The 23972-nt window shown below is 63.2% G+C and carries 19 protein-coding genes and 4 tRNA genes; 3 read left to right on the top strand and 20 right to left on the bottom strand.

The genetic code is table 11. The features are described from left to right. Window positions 1–18 precede the first annotated feature (18 nt). The gene (locus PP4_RS19230) at window positions 19–2055 is read right to left on the bottom strand and encodes an NADPH-dependent 2,4-dienoyl-CoA reductase (protein WP_016500852.1); all 2037 of its coding nucleotides are present in this window, start codon (window positions 2053–2055) and stop codon (window positions 19–21) included. 234 nt (window positions 2056–2289) lie between these two features. On the opposite strand from PP4_RS19230, the gene PP4_RS28175 reads away from it, so the two are divergent. The 3 genes from PP4_RS28175 to PP4_RS19240 all read left to right on the top strand — a co-directional run bounded on the left by PP4_RS28175 (window position 2290) and on the right by PP4_RS19240 (window position 5510). Next, complete coding sequence (locus tag PP4_RS28175; RefSeq protein ID WP_016500853.1) at window positions 2290–3231, top strand: RHS repeat-associated core domain-containing protein; 942 nt, start codon at window positions 2290–2292, stop codon at window positions 3229–3231. 115 nt (window positions 3232–3346) lie between these two features. Further along, window positions 3347–4465 (top strand): nitrilase-related carbon-nitrogen hydrolase, encoded by a 1119-nt coding sequence (locus tag PP4_RS19235; protein ID WP_041167822.1) that lies wholly within the window; start codon window positions 3347–3349, stop codon window positions 4463–4465. A 4-nt stretch (window positions 4466–4469) separates the two neighbouring features. Further along, entirely contained in the window at window positions 4470–5510 is a 1041-nt protein-coding gene (locus PP4_RS19240; RefSeq protein WP_016500855.1) for an AraC family transcriptional regulator, read from the top strand. Window positions 5511–5864: 354 nt separating this feature from the next. Here PP4_RS19240 and PP4_RS19245 read toward each other — a convergent pair whose 3' ends face one another. From PP4_RS19245 to PP4_RS19335, 19 genes are all read right to left on the bottom strand, one after another. After that, window positions 5865–6695, bottom strand: coding sequence for a DUF2242 domain-containing protein (locus tag PP4_RS19245; RefSeq protein WP_041167823.1), 831 nt, complete (start codon window positions 6693–6695; stop codon window positions 5865–5867). 199 nt (window positions 6696–6894) lie between these two features. After that, window positions 6895–6971: transfer RNA gene (locus PP4_RS19250), tRNA-Asp, on the bottom strand. Between the two features lie 141 nt (window positions 6972–7112). Beyond that, window positions 7113–7189 (bottom strand) — tRNA-Asp (locus tag PP4_RS19255). 100 nt (window positions 7190–7289) lie between these two features. Next, window positions 7290–7366: transfer RNA gene (locus PP4_RS19260), tRNA-Asp, on the bottom strand. 65 nt (window positions 7367–7431) lie between these two features. Continuing rightward, window positions 7432–7507: transfer RNA gene (locus PP4_RS19265), tRNA-Val, on the bottom strand. Between the two features lie 148 nt (window positions 7508–7655). Next, on the bottom strand, window positions 7656–8426 hold the full coding sequence (locus PP4_RS19270) for an SDR family oxidoreductase (protein ID WP_016500857.1): 771 nt from the start codon (window positions 8424–8426) through the stop codon (window positions 7656–7658). Beyond that, the gene (locus PP4_RS19275) at window positions 8426–9637 is read right to left on the bottom strand and encodes an O-succinylhomoserine sulfhydrylase (RefSeq protein ID WP_016500858.1); all 1212 of its coding nucleotides are present in this window, start codon (window positions 9635–9637) and stop codon (window positions 8426–8428) included. The genes PP4_RS19270 and PP4_RS19275 overlap by 1 nt, the downstream gene beginning before the upstream one ends. Before the next feature lie 16 nt (window positions 9638–9653). Then, on the bottom strand, window positions 9654–11159 hold the full coding sequence (purF, locus tag PP4_RS19280) for an amidophosphoribosyltransferase (RefSeq protein WP_016485526.1): 1506 nt from the start codon (window positions 11157–11159) through the stop codon (window positions 9654–9656). A 42-nt stretch (window positions 11160–11201) separates the two neighbouring features. Beyond that, window positions 11202–11759 carry a CvpA family protein gene (locus tag PP4_RS19285; RefSeq protein ID WP_016500859.1) on the bottom strand — a complete coding sequence of 186 codons (558 nt, stop codon included), beginning with the start codon at window positions 11757–11759 and terminating at the stop codon, window positions 11202–11204. Between the two features lie 196 nt (window positions 11760–11955). Continuing rightward, the gene (locus PP4_RS19290; protein ID WP_016500860.1) at window positions 11956–12621 is read right to left on the bottom strand and encodes an SPOR domain-containing protein; all 666 of its coding nucleotides are present in this window, start codon (window positions 12619–12621) and stop codon (window positions 11956–11958) included. Continuing rightward, window positions 12605–13912: a bifunctional tetrahydrofolate synthase/dihydrofolate synthase gene (gene folC, locus PP4_RS19295; RefSeq protein WP_016500861.1), complete on the bottom strand. Its 1308-nt coding sequence runs from the start codon at window positions 13910–13912 to the stop codon at window positions 12605–12607. Before folC ends, PP4_RS19290 begins: the two co-directional genes overlap by 17 nt. Beyond that, window positions 13912–14805: an acetyl-CoA carboxylase, carboxyltransferase subunit beta gene (gene accD / locus PP4_RS19300; RefSeq protein ID WP_009686024.1), complete on the bottom strand. Its 894-nt coding sequence runs from the start codon at window positions 14803–14805 to the stop codon at window positions 13912–13914. Before accD ends, folC begins: the two co-directional genes overlap by 1 nt. A 216-nt stretch (window positions 14806–15021) precedes the next feature. Beyond that, complete coding sequence (locus PP4_RS19305; RefSeq protein ID WP_016500862.1) at window positions 15022–15642, bottom strand: phosphoribosylanthranilate isomerase; 621 nt, start codon at window positions 15640–15642, stop codon at window positions 15022–15024. Between the two features lie 61 nt (window positions 15643–15703). Beyond that, window positions 15704–16564, bottom strand: coding sequence for a tRNA pseudouridine(38-40) synthase TruA (truA, locus tag PP4_RS19310; protein ID WP_016500863.1), 861 nt, complete (start codon window positions 16562–16564; stop codon window positions 15704–15706). 194 nt (window positions 16565–16758) lie between these two features. Then, the gene (locus tag PP4_RS19315; protein WP_016500864.1) at window positions 16759–19512 is read right to left on the bottom strand and encodes a FimV/HubP family polar landmark protein; all 2754 of its coding nucleotides are present in this window, start codon (window positions 19510–19512) and stop codon (window positions 16759–16761) included. 71 nt (window positions 19513–19583) lie between these two features. Further along, complete coding sequence (locus PP4_RS19320; protein ID WP_016500865.1) at window positions 19584–20588, bottom strand: aspartate-semialdehyde dehydrogenase; 1005 nt, start codon at window positions 20586–20588, stop codon at window positions 19584–19586. A gap of 251 nt (window positions 20589–20839) precedes the next feature. After that, the gene (gene asd / locus PP4_RS19325) at window positions 20840–21952 is read right to left on the bottom strand and encodes an aspartate-semialdehyde dehydrogenase (protein ID WP_016500866.1); all 1113 of its coding nucleotides are present in this window, start codon (window positions 21950–21952) and stop codon (window positions 20840–20842) included. Window positions 21953–22015: 63 nt separating this feature from the next. Further along, window positions 22016–23098 carry a 3-isopropylmalate dehydrogenase gene (leuB, locus tag PP4_RS19330; RefSeq protein WP_016500867.1) on the bottom strand — a complete coding sequence of 361 codons (1083 nt, stop codon included), beginning with the start codon at window positions 23096–23098 and terminating at the stop codon, window positions 22016–22018. A gap of 54 nt (window positions 23099–23152) precedes the next feature. Beyond that, window positions 23153–23917, bottom strand: coding sequence for a class I SAM-dependent methyltransferase (locus tag PP4_RS19335; RefSeq protein WP_016500868.1), 765 nt, complete (start codon window positions 23915–23917; stop codon window positions 23153–23155). Window positions 23918–23972 lie beyond the last annotated feature (55 nt).

Genomic DNA, 23972 nt, shown 5'->3' on the forward strand with positions numbered 1-23972 from the left:
TTTGCAGCCCCAGCAATCTCAGAGTTCCGCCGCCAACCTTGAACCTTGGTTGATCGCCCGTTTGGCATCCAGCTCGGCCGCCACATCGGCCCCGCCAATCAGGTGCACCGACTGCCCCTCCGCCACCAGGCCGTCCTGCAGCTCACGCAGCGGGTCCTGCCCGGCGCAGATCACAACGTTGTCCACCGGCAGCACCTGCGGCTCGCCGTCCGCCACGCGAATGTGCAAACCGGCATCGTCGATACCCAGGTACTCGACGCTGTTCAGCATCTGCACCCGCTTGTTCTTCAACCCGGTGCGGTGAATCCAGCCGGTCGTCTTGCCCAGGCCATCACCCACCTTGGACTTCTTGCGCTGCAACAGGTAGACCTGGCGCGCCGGGGCATGCGGCTCGGCCTTGACCCCGGCCACGCCACCCCGCGCCTCCAGATGGGTATCGATGCCCCACTCCTTCCAGAACGCCTCACGGTCCTGGCTGGTGGCCACGCCCTCGTGCACCAGGTACTCGGACACATCGAAACCGATGCCACCCGCACCAATCACCGCAACCGCCTTGCCCACCGGCTTGCGTTCAAGCAGCACGTCCAGGTAGCTGAGCACCTTGGCATGCTCGACACCTGGGATGGCCGGGGTACGCGGTGCGATGCCAGTGGCCAGGATGATTTCGTCGTAGCCGCCGCTCACCAACGCCTGTACGTCGACACGGGTATTCAGGCGCAGGTCCACGCCCGTGTTTTTCACTTTGTTGCGGAAATAGCGCAGGGTTTCGAAGAACTCCTCCTTGCCCGGCACCCGCTTGGCCACGTTGAACTGGCCGCCGATTTCGCTGGCGGCGTCAAACAGCGTCACCGCATGGCCACGCTCGGCTGCCACGGTGGCCGCAGCCAAACCGGCGGGGCCGGCGCCAACCACGGCAATGCGCTTCACTGCCCGTACTGGCAGGTAGTTGAGCTCGGTTTCGTGGCACGCACGCGGGTTGACCAGGCAGCTGGTCAGCTTGCCGCCAAAAGTATGGTCCAGGCAGGCCTGGTTGCAGCCGATGCAGGTATTGATCTCGTCGGCGCGGCCAGCCGCTGCCTTGTTGACGAAGTCCGGGTCGGCCAGGAACGGCCGTGCCATCGAGACCATGTCGGCATCGCCTTCGGCCAATACGGCTTCAGCCACTTCTGGCGTATTGATACGGTTGGTGGTGATCAACGGAATGCTCACCACGCCACGCAGCTTGGCGGTGACCTTGCTGAATGCCGCACGCGGCACCTTGGTGGCAATGGTCGGGATACGCGCTTCGTGCCAGCCGATGCCGGTGTTGATCAAGGTCGCGCCGGCCTGCTCGATGGCCTTGGCCAGCAGCTCGATCTCGTCCCAGCTGCTGCCACCCTCGACCAAATCGAGCATCGACAGGCGGAAGATGATGATGAAATTCGGCCCTACCGCGCCGCGCACCCGGCTGACGATTTCCACCGCCAGGCGCATGCGGTTTTCGTAGCTGCCGCCCCAGCGGTCGGTGCGGTGGTTGGTATGGGCAGCCAGGAACTGATTGATGAAGTAGCCTTCCGAACCCATGATCTCGACGCCGTCGTAGCCGGCGCGCTGGGCCAGCGCCGCGCAATTGACGAAGTCGGCGATCTGTTTCTGGATGCCCTCCTCGTCCAGCTCTTTGGGCTTGAACGGGTTGATCGGCGCCTGGATTGCGCTAGGTGCCACCTGCCGTGGGCTGTAGGCGTAGCGCCCGGCATGCAGGATTTGCAGGCACACCTTGCCACCGGCGGCGTGCACCGCTTCGGTGACGATCCGGTGCTTGTCGGCTTCTTCCTCGGTGCTGAGCTTGGCCGCGCCGGAATACACCCCGCCTTCATCGTTGGGCGCAATGCCGCCAGTGACCATCAGGCCGACGCCGCCGCGAGCGCGCTCGGCAAAGTACGCGGCCATGCGCTCGAAGCCGCCAGGGCGCTCTTCGAGGCCGGTGTGCATGGAGCCCATCAAGGTGCGGTTGCGCAAAGTGGTGAAGCCCAGGTCGAGCGGAGCGAGCAGGTGCGGGTAGCGGTCGGCGGCCATGGAAGGTCCCCTGGTGGCGTGATCACGGTATGCGGGCACCTCACTGGTCGGCGGGGCCCGTCGTTTGTCTGTCAGCGACGTTAAACAGCCGTTTGAATTGGCTCAATGATCGAAACTGACAAGTTACTGATCCTGGTGAACGCGACGCCCTATCATTTTTGCCAGTTGAAGGATTGGCCGGAGTTTTCATAATGGAGACAAATCAACGTCTCCCTCAGTCTACGAGCACCAGACATGAATCGGTCGCCAAAGCGCTCTCTCTTCTTCTACCAAGATGACAAACTCCTTACCAGGCTGCAGGGTGACGAGCCTTGCAGCCTGTTTCGCATGGGTGACATTACGCTGGCAGAGCGCAACGTCAAAGGTACGGCCTCTACCCTGCTTACATCCGATATAAAAGGCTCCACCTTCGGCACCGCGCAGGCCAGTGCAAACCATAGCCATGCGTATACGCCTTATGGTTTTTGCACAGAACTCTATTCACTGCTCGGCTTCAATGGTGAGTACTTTGACAGGGTGCTGGGTGACTATGTACCCCACAGCTATCGTATTTATAATTCCCGATTGATGCGATTCCACTCAACTGATGACCTAAGTCCCTTTCTGAAAGGTGGCCTGAATCCTTACACGTTCTGCTCAGGCGACCCCATTAACTATAGCGACCCGACCGGCCACGCGCCAATATCCAATTCCCATATTCAATCCGTTACCTACATACAAACCTCAAAGACCAAGATTTCCTTCCAAGGCCCTGAAGACGCTAGATTTCATGTAACCACCAAAAAAATAGCAAACCATGCGGTATTCGACGTTTTTACAGATAAAAATCGAACGACTACCGTACCAGTCCTGGAAAATCAATACCGAGAGTATACAAAAAACCAACGCTTCATCACCAACTTCCACGAGCTAAAAAAAACACCTGAGGGTAGAACAATCATTAGAAATCAGTATTTACAGCACGCGGCAAAATCTCTTGATGACGAGGGCAGGCCGACCAGAGATTTTTACACTTTTTCTCCCAAGCCATTAGTGCAAGACGCGCAGAATACCAACGCTTACATTGTCAGCACCGCCGAGAGATTATTAAAAAAAGCGCTAGACCCGAAAGATGAAACCGCTGATATCAGAAGCTTCACAAGCGGCAGTGGAAATTCACGTCGCCACAGCATATAAACATATGCTTCAACCCCTGCTTTCAAATCAAGCCAGGAGAACAGACGCCGCCCTTTTTTCACTACAGCATGTATGATAAGTTCATGCCTCAGCTTTAGATAAAAACCAAAGCCTCATGCGAAAACTCCTGGCAAGCGCCTTGGCGCTGGTGATGATTGCCGCCCTTTGCGGCTACGGCTTCTGGACCCAGCAGCGCCCGGAAGGCCACTACCTTTCCGACCTGCGCATCGAGCTGGCACTCAACCATGGCGTACCGGGCGAGCACGGCAACCTGCTTGGCGTCGAGCCGCTGCTGTACCCGGGCGACTACCAGAACCTGCAACGCCTTCACCGCAAGCTGGCAGCCTATCTGGAGCAGGCCCGCGCCCAGGGCCTGGTGAGCCAGCGCACGGTGGTGGTGCTGCCGGAGCACATCGGTACCTGGCTATGGGCTCGCGGGGAAAAGAACGAGCTGTATCAGGTCACGCAAAGCCGCGAGGCCTTGCAATGGCTGGAGCTGAGCAACCCGCTGCGTTACGGCCTGGCCATGCTGCGTGCCGACGGCGACGATTGGCGCGCGGATGCACACCTGCGCATGAAGGCCGAGCAGATGGCCGCGGACTACCAACAGCTGTTCGGCGGGCTGGCCAAGGAGTTTGGCGTTACCCTGGTGGCTGGCTCCATCGTGCTGCCTGCGCCTTACGTGAAACAGGGCGTGCTGCACGCCGGCAGTGGCCCGCTGTTCAATAGCAGCCTGGTGTTTGCCGGTGATGGCTCACTGCTGGGCCAGCCACAGCGCCAGCAGTTCCCCGACAGTGAAATGCGCCGCTATGTCCACGATGGCCGCCAACAACCCCTGCAAGTGGTGCAAACCCCTGCCGGGCGCCTGGGTGTACTGGTTGGCAGTGACAGCTGGTACCCGGAAAACCATCAGCAACTGGCACAACAAGCGGTACAACTGATCGCCAACCCGGTATTCCTCAGCGGCAAGGGCAGTTGGGAAGCGCCATGGCGTGGTAATCGCCACCAGGAGGCCAGCGCCGGGCTGCCCCTGCAACGTGGCGAAGTCAGCGAACAGAGCGCCTGGCAACGCCTGACCGAGGCCGCAGGGGCCAGCGTCAGCAGCATGAGCGTGTTCATGCGCGGGCAGTTCTGGGAACAGGCCAGCGACGGCCAGGGCTTTGCCCGCCAGTCGGGTGAGTTGCTGGCGGGTACCCCCACCCATGGCGCTCGCCTGCTGAACCTGTGGCTATAGGCCCATGGCCCGCCCCCGTGTACGCCTGGGCGACCTTTCGGTAGGCTTTGTCCAGCCGCTGACCGAAGCCCTGCGCGAACTGGGGCACGAGCCTGAGCCTCTGCTGCGCCGCTATGGCCTGGATGCACCCCGCCTCGCAGAAGCCGGCGGGCGCTTGTCGATCCCCCGTTACATGCACCTGGGCCACGCCGCCATCGAGCTGTGCGGTGAGGCCGCGCTGGGCCTGCACATGGGGCGCCTGAGCCGACTGGCGCATGCCGGCCTGGCCGGGGTCACCGCCGCCCAGGCGCCGACCCTGGGCGATGCGGCGCGCACCCTGCTGCGCTTCGAGCCACTGTACGCGGCCAACTACCGTGGCCATTCCAGCTTCGAGGAAGATGCCCAGGGCGCCTGGTTGCGCTTCTACTCCATCAGCCCCTACAACGCCTACAACCGCTTTGTGGTCGATTCACTGCTTGCCGGCTGGCTGGCGCAGCTGGCCGATCTGGCTGGCACAACGGTGCAGGCCGAGCGCCTGGACATCGAATTTTCCGCGCCTCCCTATGCGGCGCGCTATCAGCCGCTGTGCAGCGCACCCGTACAGTTCGCGGCCGAGGGCAACCAGCTGCGTCTGAGCCGCGCCACACTGCAGCTGGCCAACCCCAGGCACTGCCCGAGCACCTGGCAGCACCTGCTGCAGCTGTGTGAGGCGCAAATGCAACAGCTTACGCGGGTGCGCAGCCTGGGTGAGCGCATTACTCATCTGCTGGGCCCGCTGCTCAATGGCGGCCGTGAACCGGACCTGGAAGAAGTGGCGCTGCACTTGCAGTTGCCCACCTGGACCCTGCGCCGCAAGCTGGCCGAGGAAGGCACGCGCTTTCGCGACTTGCTCAATGAAACGCGGCGCGACCTGGCCGAGACCTATATCCGTGACACGGAGCTGGCCTTTGGCGAGATTGCCTATCTGTTGGGGTTTGCTTCGGCCGAGGCCTTCCAGCGCGCGTTCAAGCGCTGGACGGGCCTAACGCCGGGGGAGTTCCGCCGCAGCCAGCGGCGGGCGGGCTAAAGCTCGGTAGCGTCTTCAGCCGGTTCCGGGGTGTCCAGTTCGTAAGCCTGGGTTTCGAGTAGTTCTTCCTGGTATTCATCCATCGCCCTGCGTCCTCTTTGCTCGTTTTGTCTTCGTAGGTATCACCTTCAGCCTAGGCAGGTGGGATGAAGAGATGATGACAAGCTTATGAGTGGTAAACGTAGCAGGTGTTCAGGAAGTTATCGCGGGGTGTCTGTAACAGGGAATGTTTACAGCCCGTACCGGCCTCTTCGCGGGTAAAACCCGCTCCCACAGGTACTGCACCGATCTCAAATTCTGTGCAGTACCTGTGGGAGCGGGTTTACCCGCGAAGAGGCCGGTACAGGCAAACAGTCAAAGGGAAGGCGATGCGGCCTCGGCAGGCTGGGCTTCGGGCTGCACCTGAATCGGCGCCGCTTCGGCCGGCGGCGCGACAGGCTGCGAGCCCTGGCTGTCATTCACCACCGGTGCCGCTGCTGCTTCACTGGCCGGGGCAACGGCCGTAGCCGCTGGTGCAACTTGCGCCACAGGTACGGCTTCCGGAGCCGGGGCAGGTGCCACCGGGTTCGCAGCTGCCTGCTCCGGCAGCCCCAGTTCCACCGCGGGTTTCTGCACCTTGGGCGCCTCGACCTTGGCCTCTTCGACCTTCTTCGGCTTGGGCTTGGGCAGGTAGCTCTCTACCAGGGCGAAATACCGGTCATAGAACTGCGCCGCCGTCACCGTTTCGCTGGCCACCTTGACCATCGAGTCGTCGCTGGAGCCGATCGGCATCGATACCGAACCCAGCACGCCCACGCCAAGGCTGGCGGAGGTGTTGGACTTTTTCAGCGCGTAACGGTCCTGCAGGGCGTTGGCGAACAGGGTCGAACGCTGCTCGTCGCTCACATCCGGCGCGCAGGTCACGTTGAAGCTGATCTGCAGGTGGTTCTCGCTGTTCTGCTGGAAGCTCTTGTTGCCCACCACCTGGTTGGCGCCGCTGTTGGTGATGATGTAGCCCTGGCTGAGCAAGGCACGCCGGGCGGCCTCGCAGGAGCCGGCATCGCTCACCGGAAAACTGCGCGAGAAGGTACCCGAGTCATCGAAGTTCTCGTGCTCGTACACGGCGGTTTTTTTCGAGGAACAACCTGCCACCCCCGCCAGCACCAGGGCCAGCCCGAGCGCACCAAAGACGGAAGATCTGGTCATTGCGAATTCCGGGTAAGTCGAGAAGGTGCCTATTGTGCAACACAGCAGGCAGGCACAGGAACCACTGGTCGGTGAAGAGTCTGTCAGGTTGGTGTAAATCTGGGTAAAGCCGAGGGTTTCCAGCCGTAGAAACAAAAAAAGCGACCCGAAGGTCGCTTTTTTCGTGCTTCAAGGCGTTCAAGGGGCCTTGAGGCTAAGATGGCGCAGCGGACGGGACTCGAACCCGCGACCCCCGGCGTGACAGGCCGGTATTCTAACCGACTGAACTACCGCTGCGTATCATCCGGGCTTGCGCCCGATTGAAACCTGGGTCTACCCTTCCGGCGCAATGGCCTCAGGGCAGGCACAAAAAAAGCGACAACAGGATCGCTTCTTTTGTGTTTGCTTCAAGGTGTTCTAGGGACCTTGAAACGAAGATGGCGCAGCGGACGGGACTCGAACCCGCGACCCCCGGCGTGACAGGCCGGTATTCTAACCGACTGAACTACCGCTGCGTATCGTTCAGGCTTGCGCCTGATTGAAACTGGGATCAGCCAAAGGCATTTTGCCTTGTGGCTTCAGACCGGTGCATGGCACCCATCTGTTACTGAAAAATGGCGCAGCGGACGGGACTCGAACCCGCGACCCCCGGCGTGACAGGCCGGTATTCTAACCGACTGAACTACCGCTGCGCAGTGCGTTCCTCTCTGGCTATCGGCTTCTTGCGAGACCTTTGCACCAGGAACTTCTCAGGAAGTGGTGGGTGATGACGGGATCGAACCGCCGACCCTCTGCTTGTAAGGCAGATGCTCTCCCGGCTGAGCTAATCACCCTCGCGATGTTGCTTGTTGCGTTTGCTTCTCTGAGGCCGCGAAATTTACGCAGGTGGCGAAGCTAAGTCAATAGCCCCATTGAATTTTTTTCAAAAAAAGCAAAAACAGAAAAGGGACCTTTCGGTCCCCTTCCCTTACAGCGCCGAGCTCAGGTGTAGATCATCTTACGGGTCATGCCGCCATCGACCACAAACTCCTGACCGGTGACAAACGCCGCCTGGCGCGACAACAGCCAGGCAACCATCGCCGCCACATCTTCCACGGTGCCTACCCTGCCCGTCGGGTGCTGGGCATGGTCGGCCTCGGTCAACGGCTCGGCACGACGCTGCGACGGGTCACGGGCATCGATCCAGCCCGGGCTCACTGCATTTACACGAATTTCCGGGCCCAGGCTCATGGCCAGGGCATGGGTCAAGGCCACCAGGCCGCCCTTGCTCGCTGCGTAGGCCTCGGTGTCGGGCTCGGACTGCCGCGCCCGGGTAGAAGTGAGGTTGACGATGGCCCCGTTGTGCGCACGCAGGTAAGGCGCACAATGCTTGGCCAGCAGCATCGGGCCATTGAGGTTAACCGCCAACACCCGGTTCCACTGTGACAGGCTCAGGCTTTCCAGCGTCTGGTTGTGCGGGTTGGCGATGGCGGCATTGCACACCAGCGCGTCCAGCCGACCGAACTGCCCAAGCACTTCGGACACCCCGGCAATGACCTGGGCCTCGTCGGCGACGTCCATGGTGATGAACCAGGCGTTGTCGCCCAAGGCCTTGGCCACTTTGCCGCCACGCTGTCGGTCCAGGTCGCTCAGCACCACCTGCCAGCCTTCACAGATCAGCCATGCGGCAATGCCCAGGCCGATGCCGCGCGCGGCACCGGTGACCAAGGCTACCCGGCCATTCTGGCCCGGGGTACTGCCGCGGATTTCCATCACAGTGCGGCCAGCCCGCGTGCAAGGTCAGCCTGCAGGTCAGCCACATCTTCCAGGCCCACGGCAACGCGGATCAGGCTGTCGCGGATACCGGCGGCTTCACGCTCCTGCGCCGACAGGCGGCCGTGGGAGGTGGTGGCCGGGTGGGCGATGGTGGTCTTGCTGTCACCCAGGTTGGTGGTTATGGAAATCACCCGGGTGGCGTCGATGAAGCGCCAGGCGCCCTCTTTACCGCCCTTGACCTCGAAGCTCACCACCGCACCAAAGCCACTCATCTGGCGCTTGGCCAGTTCGTGCTGCGGGTGGCTGGGCAGGCCGGCGTAATGCACCTTCTCCACGCCGTCCTGCTGCTCCAGCCATTCGGCCAGGGCCTGGGCGCTTTCGCAGTGGGCACGCATGCGCAGGCGCAAGGTTTCCAGGCCCTTGGTGAAGATCCAGGCATTGAACGGGCTGAGCGTCGGGCCTGCAGTACGCAGGAAGCCCACCACTTCTTTCATCTGTTCGGCACGGCCGGCAACCACGCCCCCCATGCAACGGCCCTGGCCGTCGATGAACTTGGTGGCCGAGTGGAACACGATGTCGGCACCCAGCTTCAGTGGCTGCTGCAGCGCCGGGGTGCTAAAGCAGTTGTCCACCACCAGCATGGCACCGCGCGCATGGGCGATTTCACTGAGCGCGGTGATATCAACCAGCTCGGCCAGCGGGTTGGACGGCGACTCGACGATCAGCAGCTTGGTATTGGCCTTGATGGCCTTTTCCCAGCCGCCGAGGTCGACCAGTGGCACGTAGTCCACCTGCACGCCAAAACGCTTGAAGTACTTCTCGAACAGGCTGATGGTCGAGCCGAACACGCTCTGCGACACCAGCACGTGGTCACCGGCGCTGCACAGCGACATCACCACGGCCAGGATGGCTGCCATGCCAGTGGAGGTGCCCACGGCCTGCTCGGCGCCTTCCATGGCCGCCAGACGCTCCTCGAAGGCACGCACCGACGGGTTGGTGTAACGCGAATAGACGTTGCCCGGCGTTTCACCGGCAAAGCGCGCGGCCGCGTCGGCGGCCGTGCGGAACACGTAGCTGGAGGTCAGGAACAGCGCTTCGCTGTGCTCGCCCTCGGGTGTACGGTGTTGACCGGCGCGCACCGCCAGGGTGTCGAAACCGACACCCTCGAGGTCGCTGTCCAGTCGCCCGGCATCCCATTGATCCGTCATGCCGTCGCTCCCTGAATCAGTTGTTGTAGAGGTCGATGATCGCGCTGACGGCCTGGTTCTTGACCTTGGCCAGGTCATTACGGGCCTGCTCGATACGCTCGAGGTAGGCATCGTCGATATCGCCGGTGACGTACTCACCGTTGAACACCGCGCAATCGAAGTGATCGATCTTGATCTTGCCGCCACCGACCGAGTCGATCAGGTCTGGCAGGTCCTGATAGATCAGCCAGTCGGCGCCAATCAACTCGGCCACTTGTTCGGTGGTACGGTTGTGGGCGATCAGTTCGTGAACACTCGGCATGTCGATGCCGTAGACGTTGGGGTAGCGTACTGCCGGGGCTGCGGAGCAGAAGTAGACATTCTTGGCGCCGGCTTCGCGGGCCATCTGGATGATCTGCTTGCAGGTGGTGCCGCGCACGATCGAGTCGTCCACCAGCATCACGTTCTTGCCGCGGAACTCCAGTTCGATGGCGTTGAGCTTCTGGCGTACCGATTTCTTGCGCGCGGCCTGGCCGGGCATGATGAAGGTACGGCCAATGTAGCGGTTCTTGACGAAGCCTTCGCGGAACTTGACGCCTAGGCGGTTGGCCAGCTCCAGCGCGGCAGTGCGGCTGGTGTCCGGGATCGGGATGACCACGTCGATGTCATGCTCCGGGCGTTCGCGCATGATCTTGTCGGCCAGTTTCTCACCCATGCGCAGACGGGCCTTGTACACCGAAATACCGTCGATGATCGAGTCCGGGCGCGCCAGGTAGACGTGCTCGAAAATGCATGGCTGCAGTTTTGGCGATTCGGCGCACTGCTTGGTGAACAGCTGGCCTTCTTCGGTGATGTACACCGCTTCGCCCGGCGCCAGGTCGCGGATCAGGGTGAAGCCGAGCACGTCCAGGGCCACGCTTTCCGAGGCGATCATGTATTCCACGCCTTCGTCGGTGTGACGCTGGCCGAACACCACCGGACGGATGCCGTGGGGGTCGCGGAAACCGACGATGCCGTACCCGGTGACCATCGCCACCACGGCGTAACCGCCTACGCAGCGGCTGTGCACGTGGGAAACAGCAGCGAACACGTCTTCTTCGGTCGGCTGCAGCTTGCCGCGCACCGCCAGCTCATGGGCGAACACGTTCAGCAGCACTTCCGAGTCGGAGTTGGTGTTGACGTGGCGCAGGTCGGACTCGTAGATCTCCTTGGCCAACTGCTCGACGTTGGTCAGGTTGCCGTTGTGGGCCAGGGTGATGCCATATGGCGAGTTGACGTAGAACGGCTGGGCCTCGGCCGAGGTCGAGCTGCCCGCAGTCGGGTAGCGCACGTGGCCAATGCCCATGCTGCCTACCAGGCGCTGCATGTGGCGCTGCTGGAAGACGTCGCGCACCAGGCCATTATCCTTGCGCAGGAACAACCGGCCGTCATGGCTGGTCACGATACCGGCAGCGTCCTGGCCGCGGTGCTGGAGGACCGTAAGCGCGTCATACAGCGCCTGATTGACGTTCGACTTACCGACGATACCGACGATGCCACACATGCGACGCAACCCCTACTTTGACGAAACTTGAGTGAATAGCGCTCAGGGCCGGGACGGACCGAGCAACTGTTCCTTGAACGGAAGATCAGCCGGAGCGCTGATCAACCCACTGGGCGACCACTGGCCGGTGAAACCCAAAATCAGGTTTTTCGACCAGTCGGCGACCAAGAGAAATTGTGGTATCAGGCGTGATTCCTGCCACCAGGTGTCTTGTTGAACAGGCCCCAGGCTGATCAGGCCGATGGCCACCACTACCAGCAAGGCCCCGCGCGCGGCGCCGAAGGCCATGCCCAGGAAACGATCAGTACCGGACAGCCCGGTCACACGGATCAGCTCACCGACGAGGAAGTTGACCATGGCCCCCACCAGCAAGGTGGCGACGAAAAGAATGGCGCAGCCGGCGATGACGCGCATCGATGGCGTCTGGATATAGCTCTCAAGATACACCGAGAGCGAACCGCCGAACATCCAGGCAACCGCACCGGCAATGATCCAGATGAGCAAAGACAAGGCTTCCTTGACGAAGCCGCGCTTGAGACTGATCAGTGTGGAGACGGCGATGATCGCGATGATCGCCCAATCAACCAAGGTAAATGCCACGGTGCTGCCTGCATACGTTTGAGGCGGCGCATTTTACCAGAGCGACGGGCTGGGAGTAAGCGGAATGTGGGGTGGATTGGTGTTGGGCGATTCGCGGGTAAACCCGTTCCCACAGGGACCGCGCCACAGCATGGTCTGCTCACATCCTGTGGGAACGGGTTTACCCGCGAATGGCCAGCAAGGCCGCTACTGGGTATCAGCTGCGCTCTGGCTGGAAACGCACCACAAAGCCCTTGAGGCTGTTCTGGCGGTTGATGGCGTCGCGCGTGCGCTCGGCTTCGGCCCGCTCGATCAACGGCCCGACATACACCCGGTTCATCCCGCCCGCCGAGCGGATATAGGCGTTGTAGCCCTGACTGCGCAGCGTTTGCTGCAGCTTCTCGGCACCGGCTCGGTTGGACAGGCTGGCCAACTGGATGGACCAGCTGACAGGCAAGCCATTGACGTCGATTTTCGAGGGGGCAGCTGGCTTGGCCACTGCCGTGGCAGGTGCCGGGGTGGCCGCCGGCCTGGGCTCGACCTTGGGTGCCGGGACCTGCGGCTTGGCCGGCTGAACCTGCGCCTGGGTCTGCGGCGATGGAGTAATTGGCTGGCTGGGTGTAGCGGCCGGCGCAGTGGACTCGTCGACCACCACCGGTGGCTGCTGCGGCTCTTCAGGAATGACCTGCGGCTCCGGCACGGCGACCGGGTCCACTTTCACTTCCGGCAGGCTTGGCATGGCCGGTGCCTGCGGGGCTTCGACGTGCACCTGGCGCATCTCGTCCTCGCGGGTGAACAGCATCGGCAGGAAAATAACCGCCAGCGCCACCAGCACCAGCGCACCCACCATGCGCTGTTTCATCCCTTTATCCAGCACTGCCATCTACTCCACCCTCCTGGGCGTGCCGCTCCAGCCACTCCAGCGCCTGGGCAACACAGAAAAACGAACCGAACAGCAAGATCTGATCATCCGCCGTCGCCTGCGCGCATTGCCCTTCAAGGGCGGCATCGACGCTGACATAAGACTTCACCGCAGCACCGAGGTTCGTCAAGGCCGTGGCCAGTTCCGCAGCCGGGCGGCTGCGGGGGGTATCCAGGGGCGCCACGGCCCAGTCGTCGACCAGGCCCTGCAGCGGCGCCACAACGCCGTCCAGGTCCTTGTCGGCGAGCAGGCCGAACACCGCCAGGCGACGCCCTTTGAGCGGTCGGGCCGCCAGGCGCCGAGCCAGGTACTCCGCTGCATGGGGGTTGTGCCCCACATCCAGCAGCAGCTCCACCGGCTTGCCCTGCCAGTTCAGCAGGCGGCGGTCGAGGCGGCCGGTGATACGGGTCGCCAGCAGTGCCTGGCGCACCTGCGCGGCATCCCACGGCAGCCCCATCAGCAGGTAAGCCTGCAGGGCCAGCGTGGCGTTTTCCATGGGCAGGTCAAGCAAAGGCAGGTCACGCAGTTCTACCTGCGCACCATCAGCCGCCGTACCGCGCCAGCTCCAGTTGCCATCGGCACTGGCCAGATCGAAGTCACGACCGCGCAGGAACAGCGGCGCTGCCAGTTCGGCAGCCTTGTCCAGCAACGGCTTCGGCGGGTCCAGGTCACCACACAGGGCCGGCTTGCCCGCGCGGAAGATGCCGGCCTTCTCGAAGGCCACAAGCTCGCGAGTATCGCCCAGGTAATCGACATGGTCGACGCCGATACTGGTCACCAGGGCCAGGTCGGCATCCACCATGTTCACGGTGTCCAGGCGGCCACCAAGGCCCACTTCCAGCACCACGGCATCCAGCTGCGACTGGTAGAACAACCAGAACGCGGCCAGCGTGCCCATCTCGAAGTAGGTCAGGGAAATTTCGCCCCGCGCCGCCTCGACGGCGGCAAAGGCTTCGCACAGGCGCTCATCACTGGCCTCTTGGCCATCGATCACTACCCGCTCGTTGTAACGCAACAGGTGCGGCGAGCTGTACACGCCGACCTTGAGCCCCTGGGCGCGCAGCAGCGAGGCCACGAAGGCGCAGGTCGAGCCCTTGCCGTTGGTGCCGGTCACCGTCACTACGCGTGGCGCCAGCTTGCCCAGCGCCAGCCGGGCAAGCACCTTCTGCGACCGCTCCAGGCCCATGTCGATGGCCGAGGGGTGCAACTGCTCGAGGTAGGCGAGCCATTCGCCCAGGGATCGTTGTTTCATCACGCGACGGCAGCCGCCTCACGCGCTTGCTCCGGGGTTTCCTGGCCGGTCATCTGCGCCAGCAGGCGGGCCAGGCGCGGGCGCAGTTCGCCACGGGAGATGATCAGGTCGATAGCACCGTGCTCAAGCAGGAACTCGCTGCGCTGGAAGCCTTCTGGCAGCTTCTCGCGTACGGTCTGCTCGATCACACGTGGGCCAGCGAAGCCGATCAGGGCCTTTGGCTCACCGACGATGACGTCGCCGAGCATCGCCAGGCTGGCGGAAACGCCGCCGTATACCGGGTCGGTCAGCACCGAGATGAACGGGATGCCTTCTTCGCGCAGGCGCGCCAGCACGGCCGAAGTCTTGGCCATCTGCATCAGCGAGATCAGCGCTTCCTGCATGCGCGCACCACCCGAAGCGGAGAAGCAGACCATTGGGCAGCGGTGTTCCAGGGCGTAGTTGGCCGCACGCACGAAGCGCTCGCCGACAATGGCCCCCATGGAGCCGCCCATGAACGAGAATTCGAAGGCGCTGACCACGATCGGCATGCCCATCAGGGTGCCGCTCATGGAGATCAGCGCGTCCTTTTCGCCGGTCTGCTTCTGGGCGCCGGTCAGGCGGTCCTTGTACTTCTTGCCGTCACGGAACTTGAGGCGGTCGACCGGCTCCAGGTCGGCACCCAGTTCGGCACGGCCTTCCGCGTCGAGGAAGATATCGATGCGCGCACGTGCGCCGATGCGCATGTGGTGGTTGCACTTGGGGCAGACATCCAGGGTCTTTTCCAGCTCCGGACGATACAGCACGGCCTCGCAGGACGGGCACTTGTGCCACAGGCCCTCAGGCACCGAGCTCTTCTTCACCTCGGAACGCATGATCGAAGGGATCAGTTTGTCGACTAACCAGTTGCTCATGCTTTCTTTCTCCAGTATTGGCAAGCGGGGGTCGGCTTCACCGGCCCTGCCCTGCCCTTGAGCTCAAAATCTTTTATGAAACGATGATGGACCGGCCGCCGGGGCTTCCAGCGTGCCACTCCACCGCTAATGTGTTGTTGTGCCGCCACCGGCGGCTGCCCCGCAGGGCTGCGAAAGCTATGGACGATGGCGCGCAGCCAGCCGTCACATCTGCCATCACGCCTGTTTCACCGCCTGCATGAAGGCCTCGATCTTCGCCGCGTCCTTGATGCCCTTGGCCTGTTCGACGCCACCGCTGACATCCACCGCATAAGGCCGCACCTGGGCAATCGCCTGGCCGACGTTATCGGCCGACAGCCCGCCCGCCAGGATGATGGGCTTGCTCAGGTGTGCCGGCACCAGTGACCAGTCGAACGCTTCACCGGTTCCCCCGGGTACGCCTGCCACGTAGGTGTCCAGCAATATGCCGCGGGCCCCTGCGTAAAGCTGGCAGGCCGCTTCCAGGTCATCGCCCGGGCGCACACGCAGGGCCTTTATCCAGGGGCGGTGGTAGCCTTCGCAGTCTTGCGGGGTTTCATCGCCGTGGAACTGTAGCAGGTCCAGCGGAACCACTTCGAGGATCTCGTTCAGCTCGCAACGCGAAGCGTTGACAAACAGCCCGACCGTGGTCACGAACGGTGGCAACTCGGCAATGATCGCCCGTGCCTGTCGCACGTCCACGGCCCGCGGGCTTTTGGCATAGAAGACAAAGCCGATGGCATCGGCACCCGCTTCGGCAGCGGCCAGTGCGTCTTCGATACGGGTAATCCCGCAGATCTTGCTGCGAACATTGCTCATGGACAGCGAACCCTGATTGTTACGGTGAAAGGCCGGATGTTAGCAAATGGCTTTTCGTCCGTCAGTCTGCCAACGCTTCGTAGCCGGTCAAAAAGTGTGGGCCGATGTAACGCTGGGGCAGCACATATTCCTCGGGGTACTCCACCTTGACCAGGTAAAGCCCGTACGGATGGGCGGTGACCCCGGCTTCACGGCGGTCGCGCCCTTCCAGCACTTCACGCGCCCAGGTGACCGGGCGCTCGCCGGCGCCGATGGCTGTCAGCACACCGACAATGTTACGCACCATGTGGTGCAGGAAGGCGGTGGCGCGCACGTCCAGCACGATCATCTGGCCATGGCGGGTAACGCGCAGGTGATAGATGTGCTTGATCGGCGACTTGGCCTGGCACTGGCTGGCGCGGAAGGCGCTGAAGTCGTGGGTGCCAAGCAGGAACTGCGCCGCTTCGGCCATGCGCTCGACATCCAGCGGGCGGTGGTTCCAGGTCACTTCCTCGGCCAGGTGCGCCGGGCGGATCGGGTCGTTGTAGATGACGTAGCGGTAGCGCCGGGCACACGCCTTGAAGCGGGCATGGAAGTCGGCCGGCATCGGCCGCGACCAGACCACGCTGATGTCGTGCGGCAGGTTGAAGTTGGTGCCCAGGGTCCAGGCGCGCTCGTCGCGTACGGCGCGGGTATCGAAATGCACGATCTGCCCGCAGCCATGCACGCCGGCATCGGTACGCCCGGCGCAGATCACCGAAATCGGTTCGTTGGCGACCTTGGACAACGCTTGTTCCAGCGCTTGCTGCACACTGGGCACTCCACTGGCCTGACGCTGCCAGCCGCGATAGCGGGCGCCCTTGTATTCCACGCCCAGGGCGATTCGGGAGTAGCCTTCGGCCGCGGATTCGGCGGCAGCGGTGTCGATGATGTCCAAGCGCATGAAACCTGTGGGGTGTACGGAATGGCGGGGATTATAACGACAACGGCAGCCTTGTAGGGCTGCCATTGGAGGTGTGTAGCGCTTGCGGGCGTCTTCGCGGGCGCGCCCGCTCCCACAGGTTACTCACAAGGTCGAAGACTTGTGGAGACCCTGTGGGAGCGGGCAAGCCCGCGAAGAGGCCTGCCCTGCTTGCATCAGACCAGGCGAGAGAGCATGTCCTCGGCTTCCTGGCGCTGGGTGTCGTCGCCGTCCTTGACCACTTCATCAAGGATGTCGCGCGCGCCCTGGTTGTCGCCCATGTCGATGTAGGCGCGGGCCAGGTCGAGCTTGGTGGCTACTTCGTCACTGCCGGAGAAGAAGTCGAAGTCCAGGTCGTCCAAGGGCTCGGGCTCAGGTTGCGCAACCGCGTCCTCGCTGGTGAAGTGTGGCTCCAGCGATGGCGATTCGAGGCTCTGCGACAGCTTGTCCAGCTCGGCGTTGACGTCGTCCAGCTCCGAGGCAAAGCTTTTGGCGGCCGGCGAATCGTCGTCCAGCGACAGCGACAGGTCGAAGTCCGACGGCATGTCGAACTCGGAAACCGGGTCAAACTCCGGCACGCTGTCGAAGGCAGCCAGTTCGGCGGCGATGTCCACGGGGGCCTCTTCCACCGCTTGCGGGGCGGCCGGGGCAACCGGCTCAGTGACATCGAGGTCGAAATCGGACAGGTCCACCGCAGGCTGTGGCTCTGCCTGGGCCAGCATGGCCTCGAAATCAGCGTCGGCGTCGGCTTGCAGTTCGGCATCCACGGCAAACGGCTGCTCTTCTGGCTGAGCCTCTTCCAGCGCTGGCTCATCCAGCACAGGCTCGGCAATTACCAGCTCGTCGGGTACAGGTTCCTGTGCCGCCGGCTCGTCCAGCAACGGCGCTGCCAGCGGATCTTCTTCCGGCAGGTCTTCACCCAGGCTCAGGTCAAAGTCGCTGTCCAGGTCCGGCTCATCCAGACCCGGTGCATCAAGGATTGGCACTTCTTCGAAGGCGTCCAGCTCGGCTTCAGGCTCTGCTTGCGCCAAAGCCTCCGGCTCAGCGTCCGCCCCTGGCTCGAACTCAGGCACCTCGTCAGGCACCACATCGGCAACCACCGGCGCCTCAGGCTCGTCGTGCAGCAGCTCCTGCACGTACTGCTCATCCATTTCGGCAGCCAGTGCCGCCGCACCCAGGCCGGCCGCGGCCAGGCCAAGCATGGCCGGGTAGCGCTCTTTCAGGTCGGCAACCTGGGCAGTGTTCTGCTCGCTGGCCGGCAGCTTGCGCTCCTGTTCGGCAAACGCGCTCTGGTCACCCTGGCGGGCGTACACATCCATCAGTTTCAGGCGCAGGTCGTCACGCTCTGGCGCGGCGGCCACAGCGGGCTCCAGCAGCTCGGTGGCGCGGTTCAGGCGGCCCTCGGCCAGGCATTGGTCGACTTCGGCCAACAGCGCGGCGTGCGGATGTGCGTACGGCTCGGGCTCGAGTTCTGCCTCGGCGGCTGGCGCTGCCACTTTCTCCGCAGCAACGGCAGCGGCAGCCGAAGCTGCGACCACGGCTGGCGACAAGGTCACGCTCGGCTCCGAGACTTCGACGCCGTCGAGGCTCTCGGTATCAGTGTCAAAACCTGGGGCTTGCTCTTCTTCCAGCGCCCGCGCCATGCGCAGGTGCTTTTCAGCTTCTTGCTGGGCCTTGCGCTTGCGCGCCAGCAACCACAGCAGCAACGCCAGCACCAGAATGCTGGAGCCGGCAATCAACCCAAGCAGCCACGGGTTGCCCAGGACCTGGTCGAGTGCACTGTTCGGCTGGGTGGCTGGCGCAGGCTTGGCGGCCGGCACCGGCTTGGGCGCGGTATCGGCGGCAGCAGGTGCCGGCTTGACCACCGGCTGGGCTGCCGCTGCTGGCTGCGCCGGCGTTGCAGCAGCCACTGCCGGGGCGGCTGCACCCTGGGCTTCAAGGCGCGCCAGCTGGTCGTTCTTCAGCTCGATCAGACGCTGCAGCTTGTCCAGCTGGCTCTGCAGGTCGGTCATGCGGCTTTTCAGTTCGTCGTTGTCGCGGCGGCTGGTGTCCAGGCTTTCCTGGGCCACGGCCAGCTTGTCGTTGAGTGCCTTGGCCTGGCCGGCACCGGTCTGGTTACCCGGGCTTACCAGGCGCAGGTTGTCACCCTGGGCGATGCGCGCCGGGGCAGCTTCGGCGGCGCCACGGCGGGTAGCGTCGAGCTGGCGGGCACGCGGGCCCAGGCGGCGGCCTTCACGCCAGGCGGCATACTGTTCGGCCACCTCGCTGTTTGCCTCGCCCTGGGCAATGTTCTGGATCTGCTGCTGGTCGGGCAGGCGCAGTACCTGGCCAACCTTCAGCTGGTTGATGTTGTTGCCGATGAAGGCGTCGGGGTTCAGCGCCTGGATCGCGATCATGGTCTGCTGGATCGAGCCACCCTGGGTGTTGCGCGCAGCAATCTGCCACAGGGTGTCGCGGCGCTGGGTGGTGTAGCTGCTGGCACCGGTTGTGGCCGGTGTGACATTGCCTGCTGCTGGCTTGTCGCCCTGGGCCTTGGCCTGGTCGAGCAGCACGCTGTAGTCGCGCAGCAGGCGGCCCTGCGGCCACATCACCTGGACCAGGAACTTGACCACTGGCCCCGGCAGCGGCTGGCTGGAGGTAACCCGCAGCACGCTCTTGCCGTTGGGGTTGATCACCGGTGTGAAGGTCAGGTCTTCGAGGTAGGTCGGAAACGCCACCCCGGCCTTGCTGAACTCTTCCGGTGGCGCCAGGCTTGGCGCCACTTCGGCGGCCTTGAGGTCGCGCACGTCGAGCAATTCGATCTCGGCGTCCAGCGGCTGATTCTGTGCCGACTTCAGGGTCAGCTCCCCCAGGCCCAGCGCATTCGCCATGCCAGACGACAGCGCGGATGCTGCAGCCATGGCCAGAACCAGTTTGCGAATTCGAAGCATGACCTCTTCCCTTGTATGAATCGTCCCGAAACCTGCAAGCAGAGCAGGACAAAAGTGCTCGCCAGTATCTTTTACGGCATCTGTTTAATCAACAATTGTGCCACTTGCACGGCGTTGAGCGCGGCGCCTTTGCGCACGTTGTCGGTGGTCAGCCAGAGGTTGAGCTGCTGGTCTTCATCAACACCGTGACGTACACGACCAACATAGACCACGTCTTGGCCCACTGCGTCACCGACCGGGGTCGGATAATCATCACGTTCCACCAGCTCGACACTATCAGCTGCCTCCAGTGCCTGGTTGACCGCTGCCAGGTCGACCGGGCGACGGCTCTGCACGGCCACACTGAAGCTATCGCCGAAAAACACCGGGACTTGAACGCAGCTCACGGAAATCTTCAATTCAGGCATGCCCAGCAGCACGCGCAACTCGCTGACCAGGCGGCGCTCCGGCGCGGTATGGCCTTGCTCATCGGCGGCCCCCACCTGGGCCAGCAGGTTGAATGCCACCTGGCGGTCGAAGAAACGCGGCTCCAGTGGCCGGGCATTGAGCAGTTCGGCCGTTTGCCGGGCCAGTTCGCTGACCGCTTCGCGGCCTTGCGCGGACACCGCCAGCGACGCCATCACCTGCACCCGCTCAATGTCCAGCAGGCCCTTGAGCGGTGCCAGCGCGACCGCCACGGCAACCGCGGCCGAGCATGGGCTGACGATGCGCGCCGGCAGCGTCAGGCCGGCCAGGCGCTCTGCGTTGGCTTCTGGCACCAGGGCCAGGGCGTCGTCCAGGCCACCAGACAGGTCGATGACCGTGCAGCCCGCCTGCAGCGCCTTGCTGGCGAAGCTGCGGCTGACTGCGGCGCCAGTGGCGAAGAAGGCCAGCTTGACCTGGGCAAAGTCGAAGCTGTCCACTTCACGCACCTTGAGCTTCTTGCCGGCGAACATCACGCTGCTGCCTGCCGACTCCATGCTGGCCAGCAGGTGCAGGGTGGCGACCGGGAACGCGAGTTCTTCGAGGATCTGCACCAAGGCTTCACCGACGCTGCCGGTGGCGCCGACGACGGCAATGTCCAAAGGGTGTGTCATGGTAGGGATCCTCTTGCAGAAAACGGCGGGGGCGGCACTTTACTCGGATTGTAGGAGTTTGTCTGTGCTGGCCGTATCTTCGTCGCTGTGGGTTGCGTGAGGGCTAGCGGGGATGGCTTGGGATTTGCGGTGTTTGTGAGATCGAGCGCCGCCCGCGCGGCGCTCGATCTCACAGGCGCTGAAACCCTCACCCCCGAACACAAAAAAACCCGCGCTGTCGCCAGCGCGGGTTTTTAGTCAAAGCAGAACGATCAACGCTCCAGCAGAATCCGCAGCATGCGGCGCAGCGGTTCGGCAGCGCCCCACAGCAGCTGGTCACCCACGGTGAAAGCGCCCAGGTACTGCGAGCCCATGTTCAGCTTGCGCAGGCGGCCAACCGGAATATTCAAGGTGCCGGTGACCTTGGTTGGGCTCAGTTCCTGCATGCTGATTTCACGCTGGTTCGGCACCAGTTTCACCCAAGGGTTGTGCTGGCTGATCATGCCTTCGATGTCGGCGATCGGCACATCCTTGTTCAGCTTGATGGTCAGCGCCTGGCTGTGGCAACGCATGGCGCCGATGCGCACGCAGATGCCGTCGACCGGGATCGGGCTCTTGAAGCGGCCGAGGATCTTGTTGGTCTCGGCCTGGGCCTTCCACTCTTCACGGCTCTGGCCGTTCGGCAGTTCCTTGTCGATCCACGGGATCAGGCTACCCGCCAGTGGCACGCCAAAGTTCTCGGTCGGGAAGGCTTCGCTGCGCATGGCTTCGGCGACCTTGCGGTCGATGTCGAGGATGGCGCTGGCCGGGTTGGCCAGGTCGTCGGCGACGGCGGCGTGGGTGGCACCCATCTGCTTGATCAGCTCGCGCATGTTCTGCGCGCCGGCACCCGAGGCTGCCTGGTAGGTCATGGCGCTCATCCACTCGACCAGGCCGGCTTCAAACAGGCCACCCAGGCCCATCAGCATCAGGCTGACGGTGCAGTTGCCGCCGATGTAGTTCTTGGTACCGGCGTCCAGCTGCTGGTCGATGACCTTGCGGTTGACCGGGTCGAGGACGATCACGGCGTCATCCTGCATACGCAGGGACGAGGCAGCATCGATCCAGTAACCCTGCCAGCCGGCTTCACGCAGCTTGGGGAAGACCTCGTTGGTATAGTCGCCGCCCTGGCAGGTCAGGATAACGTCGAGGGTCTTGAGTTCTTCAATCGAATACGCGTCCTTGAGCGGCGCTGTATCCTTGCCCACGTTCGGGCCTTGGCCACCCACGTTGGAAGTAGTGAAGAACACCGGCTCGATAAGGTCGAAATCCTGCTCCTCCAGCATCCGCTGCATGAGCACGGAACCGACCATACCGCGCCAACCGATCAGACCTACACGTTTCATCGCAACTACACCTTTGCTAAAAGTGGGCCGCCACCGGGAATTTTGGGTGGCGGGCCAGAGAGATTACAGATTCCGCAGCGCTGCGACTACTGCGTCGCCCATTTCCTGCGTACCAACTTTACGGCAGCCTTCAGAGAAGATGTCGCCGGTGCGAAGGCCCTGGTCCAGAACCAGGCTGACGGCCTTCTCGATCGTCTCGGCAGCAGCCGACTGATTGAAGCTGTAACGCAGCATCATCGACACCGACAGGATGGTCGCCAGCGGGTTGGCGATGCCAAGGCCGGCGATGTCCGGTGCCGAGCCGTGGCACGGCTCGTACATGCCCTTGTTGTCGGCATCCAGCGATGCAGAAGGCAGCATGCCGATGGAACCGGTCAGCATGGAAGCTTCATCCGACAGAATGTCACCGAACATGTTGTCGGTCACCATCACGTCGAACTGCTTGGGTGCACGTACCAGCTGCATGGCAGCGTTGTCGACGTACATGTGGCTCAGTTCAACATCCGGATAGTCCTTGGCCACGTCTTCGACCACTTCACGCCACAGCTGGCTGGACGCCAGGACGTTGGCCTTGTCCACCGAGCACAGCTTCTTGCCGCGCACACGGGCCATGTCGAAGCCGACACGGGCAATGCGGCGCACTTCGCTTTCGCTGTACGGCAGGGTGTCGTAGGCCTGGCGCTCGCCGCCTTCCAGCTCGCGCTGGCCACGCGGGGCACCGAAGTAGATACCACCGGTCAGCTCACGGACGATGAGGATGTCCAGGCCCGAAACGATTTCCGGCTTCAGCGACGAGGCATCGGCCAGTTGCGGGTAGAGGATGGCCGGGCGCAGGTTGGCGAACAGGCCCAGTTGCGAACGGATTTTCAGCAGGCCGCGCTCCGGGCGGATGTCACGCTCGATCTTGTCCCACTTCGGGCCACCCACGGCGCCCAGCAGCACGGCATCGGCCTTGCGCGCACGCTCCAGGGTTTCGTCGGCCAGCGGCACGCCGTGCTTGTCGATGGCGGCGCCACCGATCACGTCGTGCTCCAGGCTGAAGCCGAGCTGGAACTTGTCGTTGGCCAGTTCCAGCACCTTGACCGCTTCGGCCATGATTTCCGGGCCGATACCGTCACCTGGGAGAATCAGAATCTGCTTGCTCATGCTTTCCTCTATCCATTCACGCGGTGCGGCCAGACGGGCCCCACCGAAAAGTGCTTAACGCTCGGCCCACAACACCAGCACATCGGTGCTGAACGAGCCATCGGCCTCGATCTGGTAATACTGCCGTACTTCTTCACCCATGGCTTGCTGCAATTGGCGGATGGCCACGCGCATCGGCTCGGGGGTGCGCATGCGCTCGACCCAGCTGGTGAACTCCAGGCGCAGCGGCTGGCGCGTGTGGCTGCGCACATGCAGGCCGGCTTCGCTGACCTGGCGCTGCCATTCGGCGGCGGAGTAATCGCGCACATGGCTGGTGTCGCGCAGCACTTCGACCGTTTGCAGGTAGGTGTCGAGCAGCGGGCTGCCCGGCGACATCACATCGATGAACGCTGCCACGCCGCCTGGCTTGAGCACCCGGCGTACTTCGCGCAGGGCCAGGCCCAGGTCGCTCCAGTGGTGGGCCGAGTAGCGGCTGAAGACGAAGTCGAACGTGGCATCGGCGAACGGCAGGCGTTCGGCGGCGCCGCGCTCGGTGGTGATATTGGCCAGGCCGCGATCGGCGGCGGCGCTGGCGACCACGTCGAGCATGGATTGCGAAAGGTCGTAGGCGACCACCTCGGCAACCAGCGGGGCGACGTGGAAACTGACATGACCGGCACCGCAACCCAGGTCCAGCACGCGGGCATGCGCCTGCCCCGCCAGCTCGGCCTGCAACAGGGCGAATTCACTGCCCTGGGCGTGCACGGCGCTGCTGAGGTAGGCGCTGGCCTGTTCGCCGAACTGGCGCTGGACCACGTCGGTGTGTTGGGTGCTGGTCATGTCTAAATCCTTTTGGTCTTGGGTTGTTTCTACTGGCCCTATCGCCGGCAAGCCA

This window comes from Pseudomonas putida NBRC 14164 (genome assembly GCF_000412675.1).
In the GTDB taxonomy this organism is placed as follows: domain Bacteria; phylum Pseudomonadota; class Gammaproteobacteria; order Pseudomonadales; family Pseudomonadaceae; genus Aquipseudomonas; species Aquipseudomonas putida.